Genomic DNA, 13,917 nt, shown 5'->3' with positions numbered 1-13,917 from the left:
CGCAGGAGCGCAGCAATGGGTGTGGTGCTCGAGACCATCGGCAAGTTGATCGCCAGCTACTTGCAGAAGGAAGAGCCCGGCTATGAGCCGTTCACCCCGAGCGATCCCGACCATCTGCGTACCATCATGGAGCCCGGCGACGTCCTGCTGGTCGAGGGCAACAGCCGGATCGCCGGCATCATCAAGTACCTGACGCAGTCGACCTGGTCGCACGCCGCGCTCTATGTCGGGCCGATCGATGGCGTGACAGAGCCGGACGGCGAGCCGCACGTGCTGGTCGAGGCCAATATCGGCGAGGGCGTGAGTTCGTCGCCGCTGTCACGGCACCTTGCCTACCACACGCGGGTGTGTCGCCCCGTCGGCCTGTCCTACGAGGATCGCCACACGGTGTGCCGCTACGCGATTAATCGCATAGGCTTCGGCTACGACACCAAGAACATCATCGACCTGATGCGCTATCTGGTGCCGCTGCCGCTGCCGCAGCGCTGGCGCCGCCGCATGATCGCGCTCGGTTCGGGTGACCCGACCAAGATCATTTGTTCGGCGCTGATCGCGCAGGCGTTCGAGGCGGTGCGCTATCCGATCCTGCCGAAGATCACCAAGGCCGGCAGCCGTGCCGCACGTCGCGAGATCCTGCACATCCGGCACTCATCGCTGTACATGCCGCGCGATTTCGATATCTCGCCGTATTTCGAGGTAGTGAAGCCGACCATCGTCAACGGCTTCGACTACACCGCGCTGCATTGGGCCGATAAACCGAAGCCGGTCGAGAATGACGGCCCGTTTGGGCCGCCGATTGATGAGTCCGAAACTGCGCCGTCGCTGGTGACGCAGACCGCCGAGGCGGATCCGGCCCTCGATCTCGCCGGGCCGCAGCAGCTCGGCGCAGTCGCCTAAACCTCAGCGTCCGTCGCACCAGCCATCGCGATGTCCGCCGCCATAGGCGCGGGCATAGCCGCCGTCGAGCAGTGCGTTCGACACGCTGGCGGTGCGTTTGGTCGCAACGTCCGCCACGACGCGGCCCTGATATTTGTCGGGGCCGATATTGTAGATCGCGACCTCGCCCTCGGCGAGCAGCCGGCGCAGCGCCTCGGCGGCGGCTTCGGCCATCCGCAATTCGCGGGCACATTGCGCCTTCAGCTCCGGCGCATCGATGCCGCGCAGCCGCACCCGCGTGCGCAGGTCCGTGCCCGGCCACAGATGCACCCGCGCATCGAAGGTGTCGCCGTCGATGGTGTAGAGCACGTCGACCGGATGCCGAGTGGTCGGGTTGCCGGCGCGTCGCCACACCGTCTCGCTGTCGTTATCGATCCCCTGCGAGGCAGGCGGCTGCAGCCACGGCAGGTGCAGCCAATGCCGCGCCGGCAGCATTGTGCCCGCCGCAACGCCGAGCACGAACACCCACGGCCACAGCCGGCTGCGCCAGGGCAGCCGCGAAATCCGGACCGGGTTCGTTCTCGGGTATGGGGACATATTCCTACGATACCCCGAGTCGACGGATGGCGCAACAATCTCGCGCAATCATCGGTTGTAGTGAGCCGTGGCGCCCCGCCAGAGTCTCAGAAGTCCGACGCGATGCCTTTGACTTCCCAGTCGCCGTAGCGGGTCGGCTCGGGACCCTTCGGGCCCTGGACTTCCTTGGCGCGCGCTTCGGCGTGCTTGGCGGCTTCGACGCGGCGGGCTTCGGCTTCGGCGAGGGCGCGCTTGGCCGCTTCGGGGAGATCCTTGCGCGGCGGGGCGGCATCCGTCGTGGCGGATTTCGGATCGGGATTTGTCATCGGCGGACGCCTTTCTTCATCGCGCGGGGCGCAGGCCATTACCGGCAGGTGCGACGGCGATTCTTACATTTGGCATATTCGAATGCCATCCACGGCAGACCAGCGCGCGGCCTCGCGCGGCGTCTCTCCTCCTGCTGTGATACCCTCAATCCATGCCTGCTCCAAGATTCGCCCAAGCTTCCGAGGTGCCCGGCCTCGCTGCGCGCCGCATTGCCGCGGACATTCTGGATGGGGTGCTGCAGAAGCGCCGTATGCTCGACGACCAGCTCGAAGGCCCGGCCGCGCATCCGGGTCTGAAGACGCTGTCGGACCGCGACCGCGCGCTGATGCGCCGGCTGGTGGCGACCATCCTGCGCCGGCTCGGAACGCTGGAAGGGCTGCTCGCCAAGCTGCTCGATCGCGGCGTGCCGACCGATGCGCCGCGCGCCAAGAGCGCGCTGTTGATCGGCGCCGCGCAAATCCTCTGGATGGACGTGCCGGATCACGCCGCCGTCGATTTGTCGGTACGGCTGGTGCAATCCGATCGTCGCGCCGCCAAATATGCCGGCCTCGTCAACGCCGTGCTGCGGCGTTGCGCGCGTGAGGGCCTGCCGCTGGTCGAGGAACTGGCGGCCGGCACGCCCGACGTGCCGCAATGGCTGCTGGCGCGCTGGAGCGCGCATTATGGCGCCGACACCGCGCGCGCGATCGCGCAGGCGATCAGCCACGAACCTTCGCTCGACCTCACGGTGAAATCCGACCCGGCGCATTGGGCAACCCGGCTGCATGGCGAAGTGCTGCCGACCGGCACCGTGCGCACGCTGCTGCAGGGCTCGGTGCGGATGCTGCCGGGCTTTGATGAAGGCCAGTGGTGGGTGCAGGACGCTGCGGCCGCGCTTCCGGCACGGCTGTTCGGGGATATCGCCGGAAAGAGCGTCGCCGATCTTTGTGCGGCCCCCGGCGGCAAGACGGCGCAACTCGCCGCTGCCGGTGCCCGGGTCACCGCGATCGACCGCTCGCCCGCTCGCGTGGCGCGGTTGCGCGAAAATCTGGCGCGGCTGTCGCTCGAGGTCGAAACCGGCGTCGCTGATGCGGCCGAATGGCGGGGCGATGCGACCGCCGAGTTCGACGCGGTGCTGATCGACGCGCCCTGCGCCTCGACCGGCACGATCCGGCGGCATCCCGACGTCGCCTGGCTGAAGCAGGAGAGCGACATCGGCGCGCTCGCTGCGGTTCAGAACCGGCTGTTGAAGAAGGCGGCCTCGCTGCTGCGGGCCGGCGGTACGCTGGTGTACTGCACTTGCTCGCTCGAGCCCGAGGAGGGCGAGCAGGCGATCGCCGCGCTGCTCGACGCCGAGCCGTCGATGCGGCGGCAGCCGATCGATCCGGCGGAAGTCGCCGGTCTCACCGAGATCGTCACGGCTGACGGTGCGCTGCGGACCCTGCCGTGTCATCTGCCGCACAGCGATCCGCGGCTCGCCGGGCTCGACGGCTTCTATGCCGCGCGGCTGGTGAAGTCGTTGTAATCCTTCGAGATTAGCCGGCTTTGGGACGTGGCGCAGCAGCGCCCGTCCACATTCGCCTATCGCCAGGGTGTGTGAACGCCAATTCCAGATTAAAAGGATTCGCAACGAATTTTCGTTAACTTGAGGTTGCTTTGGTCCAGAACAATCTTTCGTCTCCGCTACGCGCATGTCTGCAGAGCCGTTTCAGTCGAAGCTGTACCGGACTGGACGATTGTCCGACGTCTTGCGCGGACTGACGTCGGCCGTCCGCAGGGGGCAGCAACGTGATGCGTACCAACGACCCGGGGCTCTAGCGCAGGTGTCGGCCGCGCCCCGCAGAGGAATTTCGACGCTGATCGTGGGCCGCTTCGCGCGGACCGTGATGGCGCGCGCCTCCAGTGGTTCGGTGGCGGTGACCCGGCTGTGGCCTGGCCGCACCGATCGGCTGATCATTGCGCCGCACGATTTGCGCACCGCGGACGCGACCCGCGCCGCCGAAATCTATGCCGGCCGCTTCGTGTTTGCGGGCAAGATCGTCACCTGCCACGGTCGCTCGATCTTCGATCTCGAACCGCCTTCCGACGATTGGGAAGCCGCGCTGCTTGGGTTCGGCTGGCTGCGCCATCTGCGCGCCGCCGACACGGCGATCACCCGGGCCAACGCCCGTTCGCTGGTCGACGACTGGCTCAGCAACATGTCGCGCACCGGCCCGGTCGGCCGGCGGCCGGACGTGCTGGCGCGGCGGGTGATCTCGCTGTTGTCGCAGGCGCCGCTGGTGCTGTCCGACACCGACGGCAAGTTCTATCGCCGTTACTTGCGCGGCCTGACCCGCGAAATCCGCGCGCTGCGCTACGCGCTGCTCGATGTGCAGGACGGCGTGCCGCGGCTGCAGGTGCTGATCGCGCTGTGCTACGCGTCGCTGTGCCTCGCCAATCAGGCGCGTCAGATCCGCGGCGCCACCAAGAAGCTGTCGGACGAGCTGCAACGCCAAATCCTCCCGGATGGCGGCCATATCTCGCGCAATCCGAGCGCGCTGATCGAATTGTTGATCGACCTGCTGCCGCTGCGCCAGACGTTTGCGGCCCGCAACATCGCGCCGCCGCCGGCGCTGCTGAACGCGATCGACCGGATGATGCCGATGCTGCGGTTCTTCCGCCATGGCGACGGCAATTTCGCGCTGTTCAACGGCATGAGCGCGACGCCGTCGGATCTGCTGGCGACGCTACTCGCCTATGACGACAGCCAGGGCACGCCGCTCGCCAGCATGCCGCATTCCGGCTACCAGCGGATCGACGCTGGCTCCACGCTGGTGATCGTCGATGCCGGCACCCCGCCGCCCGCCAATGTCAGCCAGGAAGCGCATGCCGGCTGCCTGTCGTTCGAATTATCGTCGGGCTCGTGCCGGATCGTGATCAACAGCGGCATGCCGACCACCAATCGCGAAAGCTGGCGCGGCTTTGCCCGCTCGACGGTGGCGCACTCCACTGTCACCTGCCACGACACTTCGTCCTGCAGCTTCGTCGAGCGCTCGGCAATGAAGCGCTTCCTGCACGGCGCGCCGGTGGTCGGCGGTCCGCGTCAGGTCGAGAACCGCCGCGAAGAGGTTGCCGGTGGGGTGCTGCTGACGACGTCGCATGACGGTTACCGCGATAAATTCGGCGTGCTGCATCGGCGCGTCCTGGTGGTGAAGCATGACGGCAGCCGGGTCGACGGTGAGGACAGCCTGTCGCCGGTCCAGGGTGGCCGGCACCGCGCCGCGCAGGCCGATTACGCCGTGCGCTTCCATTTGCACCCGCTGGTCAAGGCCAGCCGCCTGCACGATGCACGCGGGGTGATGCTGGTGCTGCCCAATCGCGAGGTCTGGACCTTCGAGGCGGCCGACGACAAGGTCGATCTCGAAGAGACCGTGTTCCTGGCCGGCAACGACGGACCGCGGCGCTCGACCCAGATCGTGATCCGGCAGAATTCGATCGAGGCGCCGAACGTGCGCTGGAGCTTCATCCGCTCCAATGCGTCGCCGCAGGCGACCAGCGCCCGCCGCGCCGCCCGCCACGAGCCCGAACTGCCGCTCTGAGGCGTTGTCCCGGCGACGGGAATAGCGGTTCGCCAGCAAAACCCGACAAATCCGCAAGGCTGAACGACCTTGGTCGCCGTTGTGGCCGCAGGCGAAAACTGCTAACCAACGCCCGCCTCGCGCGACTGGCGACCTAGGATGGAGCACCATCGGGAAGCGCGGGACGTATCCGCCGCGCGCCTGGGCATATGTTTCCTTCCATCAGAGGATCTTGCCCCATGACTAAGCCGCGCCGCGTCACCCGTGCCCTTTTGTCCGTTTCCGATAAGACCGGTCTGATCGACTTCGCCAAGGCGCTCGTTGGCCACGGCGTCGAACTGGTCTCGACCGGCGGCACCGCCAAGGCGATCGCCGCCGCCGGCCTGCCGGTGAAGGACGTCTCTGACCTGACCGGCTTCCCCGAGATGATGGACGGCCGGGTCAAGACCCTGCACCCCAAGGTGCATGGCGGCCTGCTGGCGATCCGCGACAATGCCGAGCACAACAAGGCGATGGCCGATCACGGCATCGCGCAGATCGACCTGCTCGTCGTCAACCTCTATCCGTTCGAAGCCACCGTCGATAAAGGCGCCGGCTACGAAGACTGCATCGAGAACATCGACATCGGTGGTCCGGCGATGATCCGCGCCGCGGCCAAGAACCACGACGACGTTGCCGTGGTGGTCGAGGCCAACGATTATCAGGCCGTGCTCGACGAACTGACCGCCAACAACGGCGCGACCACGCTGAATTTGCGCAAGCGCCTCGCCGCCAAGGCCTATGCGCGCACCGCGGCTTACGACGCGGCGATCTCCAACTGGTTCGCGCTGCAGCTCAAGACCGATGCGCCGGACTTCCGCGCGATCGGCGGCCGGTTGATCCAGTCGCTGCGCTACGGCGAAAACCCGCACCAGACCGCGGCGTTCTACGCCACCCCGGAGAAGCGTCCGGGCGTTGCCACCGCACGCCAGGTGCAGGGCAAGGAGCTGTCCTACAACAATATCAACGACACCGACGCCGCCTATGAGTGCGTCGGCGAGTTCGACGCGGGGCGCACCGCGGCCTGCGTCATCGTCAAGCACGCCAACCCGTGCGGCGTCGCCGAAGGCGCGAGCCTGCTCGATGCTTATCGCAAGGCGCTGGCCTGCGATTCGGTGTCGGCGTTCGGCGGCATCGTGGCGCTCAACCGCACCCTCGATGCGGAAGCCGCGCGCGCCATCACCGAGATCTTCACCGAAGTGATCATCGCGCCCGACGCCACCGACGAAGCGATCGCGATCGTCGCGGCGAAGAAGAATCTGCGGCTGCTGTTGGCGGGCGCGCTGCCCGATCCGCGCGCCAACGGCCTGACCTACAAGACCGTCGCCGGCGGCCTCTTGGTGCAGAGCCGCGACAATGCGGTGGTCGACGACATGGCGCTGAAGGTCGTTACCAAGCGGCAGCCGACCGAAGCCGAGCTGCGCGACCTGAAGTTCGCGTTCCGCGTCGGCAAGCACGTCAAGTCCAACACCATCATCTACGCCAAGGACCTCGCCACGGTCGGCATCGGCGCCGGTCAGATGAGCCGCGTGGACTCCGCCCGCATCGCCGCCCGCAAGGCGCAGGATGCGGCGGCCGAGCTGAAGCTCGCGGCGCCGATGACCAAGGGTTCGGTCGTCGCTTCGGATGCGTTCTTCCCGTTCGCCGACGGCATGCTGGCCTGCATCGAAGCCGGCGCCACTGCGGTGATCCAGCCCGGCGGCTCGGTGCGCGACGACGAAGTGATCAAGGCGGCGGACGACGCCGGCATCGCCATGGTGTTCACCGGCACCCGGCACTTCCGGCACTGAGGCGTTTTCATAACTTGAGCTCTGAAGCGTCAGCAACAAGCACAGCCTCATGGTGAGGAGGCGCGAAGCGCCGTCTCGAACCATGCCCCGCTGGCAATGCGTGGCCCCATCCTTCGAGACGCCCGGCTTCGCCGGGCTCCTCAGGATGAGGACTCAGTGCACCTTGGATCGTATCGCTTCACTCAAGTCCTGCAGCGCCCTAACAACCGATGCGAAAAGCGGGGCAGCGATCTGAGGCCGCTGCCCCGCTTAGCTGATCAAGCCGCAGCACCTTCCTGCTGAGCGCAATGCCGCGCAGCTCGCCGGCTCTCGACCGCAGCGGCCAGCTCGTGCAGCACCGTCTCGGTGGTCGCCCAGTCGATGCAGCCGTCGGTGATGCTCTGGCCGTATTGCAGCGGCCGACCCGGCACCACATCCTGCCGACCGGCCACCAGATTGCTCTCGATCATCACGCCGATGATGCGGTTCTCTCCCGCCGCCAATTGACGTCCGACATCGGCCGTGACCTTCGGCTGGTTGTCCGGCTGCTTGCTGCTGTTGGCGTGGCTGGCGTCGATCATCAGTCGCGGCGCCAGGCCGATCTTGCCGAGCACCGCCGCAGCGGCTTCCACACTTGCGGCATCGTAGTTCGGCGTGACGCCGCCGCGCAGAATGACATGGCAGTCGCTGTTACCAGTGGTGGCCGCGATCGCATTGCGCCCGCCCTTGGTCACCGCCATGAAATGATGCGGCTGCGCTGCGGACTTCACCGCCTCCGCGGCGATCCGGACATTGCCATCGGTGCCGTTCTTGAAGCCGATCGGGCAGGATAGCCCCGACGCGAGTTCGCGGTGGATCTGGCTCTCGGTGGTACGCGCGCCGATCGCGCCCCAGGCGACGAGATCCGCGATGTATTGTGGCGTGATCAGATCGAGGAATTCGGTGGCGGCGGGCAGGCCGAGATTGTTCACGGCCGACAGCACTTCACGCGCCAGCCGCAGTCCCTTGTCGATCCGGAAGCTGCCATCGAGATCCGGGTCGTTGATCAGGCCTTTCCAACCCACCGTGGTACGCGGCTTTTCGAAATACACCCGCATCACGATCTCGAGCCGGTCGGCCAGGGTCTCGCGCAGCGCCGCCAGACGGCTGGCATAGTCCATGGCCGCGGCCGGATCGTGAATCGAACAGGGACCGACAATCACGAGGAGCCGGTCGTCGGTTCCGGTCAGGATGGCGTGAATCGCGCTGCGGCTTGCCGCGACGGTGCGTGTCGCGGTCAGTGTGCGCGGAATCTCGCCCATCACTTCGGCGGGCGTACTCAGTTCGGTGATTTTCTGAAGGCGAAGGTCGTCTGTGGTGGTCAACACGGCAGTTTGCTCCTGTTCAGGAGACCTGCCGGCTCAAACGAAAAAGCCGCCAGGTCTGGCGGCTTGTCGGATCTCTATGCTGCAATCTTCAGATCGCGCGAAATCCTCCCGCCGCCAGCGAGCTGCTAAAATAAAAGTACCAGTACGAGGCGGTCAGGTGGATCATGCCCGCTCCTATAGACCAGGTTGGCGTGTTTGTCCACGCACCGGCGCGATCAGTCCGCCGAGCCCCGAACCTGGGTCAGCAGCGCCAATCCGGCGACGAAGAACAGTACCAGCACGGCCATGCCGGCCTTCTGGCTGCTCGCCACCGCAGTGACGGTCGCGATCAGCAGCGGGCCGATGAACGAGGTCACTTTGCCGGTGAGGGCGAACAGGCCGAAATACTGGGCGATCCGGTCTCGTGGGGCGATCCTGATCAGCAGCGTGCGCGATGCCGCCTGCAGCGGGCCACCGGCGATGCCGATCAGGCAGCCGAGCAGCAGGTAGGCGCGTTCGGCAGGTGAGGCGAACAGCGCCGCGCCCGGTTGCGGCGGCGTTACTTCAATCAGCAAGACATGGCTGGGATCGATCAGCAGGATGCCGGCAATTGCGACCAGCAGGAGGAGCAGCGAGCCGGCAATCACCCGTTTGGACCCGAACGCATCGTCGAGTCTGCCGCCGACGAATGCGCCGATGGTGGCGGCGATCGCCAGGATGATGCCGAAGGTGCCGATCTGGATCGTGCTCCAGCCGAAGGTGCCGGTGGCGTAGATGCCGCCGAACGCGAACAACGACACCAGGCCGTCGGTGTAGATCATGTTGGCGAGCAGAAAGATCGCCAGCGAGCGCCGTCGCGGCAGGTCGCGCAGCGTTTCGGCGAGCTCGCGCAGGCCCTCGCGGATCGCGGCGCGTGGCGCCAGCTTGGCGGGGAAGTCCGGCGTCAGCAGAAACATCGGCAGCACGAACACGACGAACCACGCCCCGGTGAGTGGCCCGCTGATGCGGTCGCCTTCGTGCAGCGCCGGATCGAGTCCGAACCACGGCGCAAGGCCGAGCAGGGTCTTGCCGGTATCGGGGCTGGCGGCCAGAAAGCCGAGTACCAGGATGAGCGACAGGATGCCGCCGACATAGCCGGTCGCCCAGCCGGTCCCTGACAGGCGGCCGATCTTCTCCGGCGGCACCAGGTTGGGCATCATCGCGTTGTTGAACACGGTGGCGAATTCAACACCGATGGTGGCGATCGCGTAGGCGATCAGCAGCGGCAGAATCGTATGTGGTTCGCCCGGCTTACCGAACCACATCAGCATCGATCCAATCACCAGCATGCCGCCGAACAGCGCGATCCAGGGCTTGCGGCGGCCGCTGGCATCCGCGATTGCGCCGAGCACCGGCGATGCCAACGCGATGACGAAACCGCTGGCGGCGGTGGCGAAGCCCCACAGCGATTGGCCGGTCGCCGGATCGGGCGCCACGTAGGTGGCGAAATAGGGCGCGAAGATAAAGGTCGTGATCAGCGTGAAGTAAGGCTGCGCCGCCCAGTCGAACAGGATCCAGCCGACGACGGCGCCCTGCGACGGATAGCGGATCGGTTCACGAGTTTGCGCGATGCCTTCCGCAAGCGATGACGACATCTTGTTCCTTCCGCGGGCCGGACCGCGTTTTGCCTCACGGCTTCGATTGCCTATAGGATTCGCCTGCCGCGTGGCAGCCTGCGCCGCAGAAATCGGAGCCGCTCGATGATCACACTGCGCGTCCCGCAACGCATTTTGATGACGCTGGCCGTGTTGGTGCTGGTGGTGAACCCGCTTGCCGCGCCGGCGCAGGATATGCGCAGCGGCATGGCGCGCGGGCCGGCCCAAGCGGTGATCGCCAAACACGGCATGGTAGTGGCGCAGGAACGGCTGGCTGCGGAAATCGGCGCCAGCTTTTTGTCCCGCGGCGGCAATGCGATCGATGCCGCGGTGGCGACCGGCTTCGCCATGGCGGTCACCTATCCGCGCGCCGGCAATCTCGGCGGCGGCGGGTTCATGGTGATCCATTCCGCGGCGAAGAATGAGGACGTGGCGATCGACTATCGCGAAACTGCGCCGCAGGCCGCCACCCAGGACATGTTCCTGACGGGCGGCAAACCCGACCCGGACAAATCGCGCAAATCTGCGCTCGGCATCGGCGTTCCCGGCACCGTGGCTGGGTTGGCGCTGGCGCTGGACAAATACGGCTCCGGCAAGTTCAAGCTCGCGGACGTCATCGCGCCGGCGATCGCGCTGGCCCGGGACGGCATCACCATCGCCGACGACACCGCCGATACGTTGCCGGACTGGCACGCCTGGCTGTCGCGCTGGCCTTCCACCCGCAAGGTGTTCGCGCGTCCCGACGGCTCGCCGCTGCAGGCCGGCGACAGGCTGGTGCAGCCCGATCTGGCCGCGACGCTCGAAGCCATCGCCAAACAGGGACCGGACGGGTTCTATCGCGGCCTGGTCGCCGAGAAGTTGTCGCGCGGCATTCGCGAGGCCGGCGGGCTGATCACGCTGGAGGATCTCGCCGGCTATCAGCCGATGCTGCGCCCGCCGCTGCGTGGCAGTTATCGCGGCTACGATATCGTGGCGATGCCGCAGCCGTCGTCCGGCGGCGTCGTGCTGATCGAAAGCCTGAACATCCTGGAAGGCTATGCGATGCGCGAGCTCGGGCAGGGCACGCCGCCGTCGCTGCATCTGTTGATCGAAGCGATGAAGCGCGCCTATGCGGATCGCGCCCGCTATCTCGGCGATCCCGCCTTCAGCGAGGCCCCGGTCGCGAAGCTGTTGTCGAAGGACTACGCGGCGAGCCTGCGCGCCGGCATCGATCCGCAGCGGGCCACGCCGGTCGAGCAACCACTGCCGCAGCCGCGCGAGGGCCAGAACACCACGCACTTCTCGGTCGCCGATGCCGACGGCAATGCGGTGAGCAACACCTACACGCTCAACTTCTCTTACGGCGTCGGGCTGGTGGCGGATGGCACGGGCGTATTGCTCAACAATGAACTCGATGATTTCACCGCGGCTCCTGGCGCCTCTAATGCCTACGGTCTGGTCGGCTTCGCCGCTAACCTGCCGGCGCCCGGCAAACGGCCGCTGTCGTCGATGTCGCCGACGATTCTGCTCAAGGACGGCAAGCCGGTGCTGGTCACCGGCTCGCCCGGCGGCAGCCGCATCATTTCGGCGGTGCTGCAGGTGATCGTCGACGTGATCGATTACCGGATGAATGTCGCCGACGCCGTGTCGGCGCCGCGGCTGCATCATCAGTGGCTGCCGGACGAGGTGCGGGTCGAAGGCGGCTTTCCCGACGCGACCCTGGACGCACTCCGCGCCATGGGCCACCGCGTCGTCACTCCGCTCGGCCAGACCTCGGCAAATTCGATCTTCATCGACGCCGACGGTTTCCACGGCGCCCCCGATCCCCGCACGCGGGGGGCGACGGCGGCGGGGAATTGATCGCTGGTAGGTAGTAACAGAGGCGACACCTCTCCGCACGCGCTGTACGCTCCCTCTCCCGCTTGCGGGAGAGGGCCGGGGTGAGGGCGCCCCAGGCATTGAGCTAACGACTTGCTCAATCCAAGATCGAAGCGCGCGCTGCGACTCGCGGCTGCCCTCACCCCAACCCTCCCCCGCAGGCGGGGGAGGGAGCTCGCCGCGTGTGCGGCGAAGGCTTCGGCTTGCACGGGTCGTTCAACGCCTCGCCGCAAGCGGATGTAGCGGCGCCCTGCTAATCTGTTCGGCCAATCGATTTGGGCGACCAGGAGGCTGCATCAGATGGCATCACTGCAAGGCAAGACGCTGTTCATCACCGGGGCGAGCCGGGGCATTGGGCTCGCGATCGCGCTGCGGGCGGCGCGGGATGGCGCCAATGTGGCGATCGCCGCCAAGACCACCGAGCCGCATCCGAAGCTGAAGGGGACGATCTACACCGCCGCCGAGGAGATCGTTGCGGCCGGCGGCAAGGCGCTGCCGCTGGTGTGCGACATCCGCGATGAAGCGCAGGTGATCGACGCGATCGGCAAGACGGTCGCGGAGTTCGGCGGCATCGACGTCTGCGTCAACAACGCCAGCGCGATCAGCCTGACCAATTCGCAGGCCACCGACATGAAGCGCTACGATCTGATGATGGGGATCAACACCCGCGGGACCTTCATGGTGTCGAAATACTGCATTCCTCATCTGAAGAAGGCCGCCAATCCACACATCCTGATGCTGTCGCCGCCGCTCGACATGAAGGCGAAGTGGTTCGCAGCGTCCACCGCCTACACCATGGCGAAGTTCGGCATGAGCATGGTGGCGCTCGGTCTCTCGGGTGAACTGAAGCACGCCGGCGTTGCGGTGAATGCGCTATGGCCGCGCACCACGATTGCGACCGCGGCGGTAGGCAATCTGCTCGGCGGCGACGCGATGATCCGCGCCAGCCGCACGCCGGAGATCATGGGCGACGCCGCCCATGCGATCCTGACCAAGCCGTCGCGCGAATTCACCGGCCAGTTCTGCATCGATGACAGCGTGCTGTACGAGGCCGGGGTGCGCGACTTCGAGCCGTATCGCGTCGACCCGAGCGTGCCGCTGATGTCGGACTTCTTCGTGCCGGACGACAGCGTCCCGCCGCCCGGCGTGACCGTCACGCCGCTGCCGATGGGGTAGGCTCTCCCCAAGCACAGCGCGCTCGCTCTCCCGCGAGCGGGAGCTGTCGTGCTTGGCGCGTCGGTCGTTGCTCTAATCGAAGCTGCTATTACGCCTTGCCGATTTCGTACGGCCCGCCTTTTTCGAGCGCGCGGTTGTAGGCGGGGCGGGCGTGGATGCGTTCGAGCCAGGTCTGCGCCTTCGGATAGCGCTGGTCGAGGCCGCCGCGTGAGGCGGCGGCCTCGAGCGGGAAGCTCATCTGGATGTCGGCGGCGGTGAATTCGTCGCCGGCGAAATACGTGGCCTTGCCGAGTTCGCTCTCCCAATAATCCATGTGCAGCTTGAGCTGCGGATCGACGAAGCCGGTCAGCGCGCCGGACGCCACCATCTTCACCAGCGGCCGCACCAGCGCCGGAGCGCGCTGCGGCATCATCGAGAACAGCAGCTTGAGCAGCAAGGGCGGCATTGCCGAGCCCTCGGCATAGTGCAGCCAGTAGGTGTAGCGCAGCCGCTCCGGGGTGTTCGGCGGCGGGATCAGCCGGCCGTCCCCATAGGTGCCCACGATGTATTCGATGATCGCCCCGGACTCGGCGATGGTATTGCCGTTGTCGGTGATCACCGGGGATTTGCCGAGCGGATGCACGGCCCGCAGCTCCTTCGGCGCCATCATGTCCGGCTGACGCTGATAGCGCTTGATCTCGTAAGGGGTGCCGAGCTCCTCCAGGAGCCACAGCACGCGTTGCGAGCGGGAGTTGTTGAGGTGATGGACGGTCAGCATGTCGCGAAGATCCCGGATGTCTGT

Annotated in this window: 11 protein-coding genes and 1 riboswitch; of the genes, 6 read left to right on the top strand and 5 right to left on the bottom strand. The window is 66.7% G+C overall.

What is annotated here, in order from left to right; all coding sequences use genetic code 11:
- The first annotated feature begins 15 nt into the window (after positions 1-15).
- Positions 16-897 carry a YiiX/YebB-like N1pC/P60 family cysteine hydrolase gene (locus DY467_RS16685; protein WP_164637585.1) on the top strand — a complete coding sequence of 294 codons (882 nt, stop codon included), beginning with the start codon at positions 16-18 and terminating at the stop codon, positions 895-897.
- Positions 898-900: 3 nt separating this feature from the next.
- Here the strand turns inward: DY467_RS16685 and DY467_RS16680 are convergent, their stop codons facing one another.
- Together DY467_RS16680 and DY467_RS16675 are read right to left on the bottom strand one after the other, a co-directional pair.
- Positions 901-1,473 (bottom strand): thermonuclease family protein, encoded by a 573-nt coding sequence (locus DY467_RS16680; protein ID WP_107342309.1) that lies wholly within the window; start codon positions 1,471-1,473, stop codon positions 901-903.
- Between the two features lie 86 nt (positions 1,474-1,559).
- Complete coding sequence (locus tag DY467_RS16675; RefSeq protein ID WP_164637583.1) at positions 1,560-1,778, bottom strand: DUF1674 domain-containing protein; 219 nt, start codon at positions 1,776-1,778, stop codon at positions 1,560-1,562.
- A 152-nt stretch (positions 1,779-1,930) separates the two neighbouring features.
- On the opposite strand from DY467_RS16675, the gene DY467_RS16670 reads away from it, so the two are divergent.
- The 3 genes from DY467_RS16670 (at position 1,931) to purH (ending at position 7,144) form a co-directional block, all read left to right on the top strand.
- Positions 1,931-3,283: an RsmB/NOP family class I SAM-dependent RNA methyltransferase gene (locus DY467_RS16670; RefSeq protein ID WP_164637581.1), complete on the top strand. Its 1,353-nt coding sequence runs from the start codon at positions 1,931-1,933 to the stop codon at positions 3,281-3,283.
- Positions 3,284-3,620: 337 nt separating this feature from the next.
- The gene (locus DY467_RS16665) at positions 3,621-5,336 is read left to right on the top strand and encodes a heparinase II/III family protein (RefSeq protein ID WP_164637579.1); all 1,716 of its coding nucleotides are present in this window, start codon (positions 3,621-3,623) and stop codon (positions 5,334-5,336) included.
- Between the two features lie 111 nt (positions 5,337-5,447).
- Positions 5,448-5,529: riboswitch (ZMP/ZTP riboswitch) on the top strand.
- Between the two features lie 25 nt (positions 5,530-5,554).
- Positions 5,555-7,144: a bifunctional phosphoribosylaminoimidazolecarboxamide formyltransferase/IMP cyclohydrolase gene (purH, locus tag DY467_RS16660; RefSeq protein WP_164637577.1), complete on the top strand. Its 1,590-nt coding sequence runs from the start codon at positions 5,555-5,557 to the stop codon at positions 7,142-7,144.
- 257 nt (positions 7,145-7,401) lie between these two features.
- Here purH and DY467_RS16655 read toward each other — a convergent pair whose 3' ends face one another.
- On the bottom strand, positions 7,402-8,490 hold the full coding sequence (locus DY467_RS16655) for a 3-deoxy-7-phosphoheptulonate synthase (protein ID WP_164637575.1): 1,089 nt from the start codon (positions 8,488-8,490) through the stop codon (positions 7,402-7,404).
- 215 nt (positions 8,491-8,705) lie between these two features.
- Positions 8,706-10,103, bottom strand: coding sequence for an MFS transporter (locus tag DY467_RS16650; RefSeq protein ID WP_164637572.1), 1,398 nt, complete (start codon positions 10,101-10,103; stop codon positions 8,706-8,708).
- 105 nt (positions 10,104-10,208) lie between these two features.
- On the opposite strand from DY467_RS16650, the gene ggt reads away from it, so the two are divergent.
- The gene (ggt, locus tag DY467_RS16645) at positions 10,209-11,942 is read left to right on the top strand and encodes a gamma-glutamyltransferase (RefSeq protein ID WP_164637570.1); all 1,734 of its coding nucleotides are present in this window, start codon (positions 10,209-10,211) and stop codon (positions 11,940-11,942) included.
- Between the two features lie 318 nt (positions 11,943-12,260).
- Entirely contained in the window at positions 12,261-13,136 is an 876-nt protein-coding gene (locus DY467_RS16640; protein WP_164637568.1) for an SDR family oxidoreductase, read from the top strand.
- Positions 13,137-13,224: 88 nt separating this feature from the next.
- Here the strand turns inward: DY467_RS16640 and DY467_RS16635 are convergent, their stop codons facing one another.
- On the bottom strand, positions 13,225-13,893 hold the full coding sequence (locus tag DY467_RS16635) for a glutathione S-transferase (protein ID WP_164637566.1): 669 nt from the start codon (positions 13,891-13,893) through the stop codon (positions 13,225-13,227).
- Between the last annotated feature and the right edge of the window lie 24 nt (positions 13,894-13,917).

The sequence above is a fragment of the Rhodopseudomonas sp. BR0G17 genome (assembly GCF_010907025.1).
GTDB classification, from domain to species: domain Bacteria; phylum Pseudomonadota; class Alphaproteobacteria; order Rhizobiales; family Xanthobacteraceae; genus Rhodopseudomonas; species Rhodopseudomonas palustris_H.
This window is presented reverse-complemented; position numbering and strand designations above follow the sequence as displayed.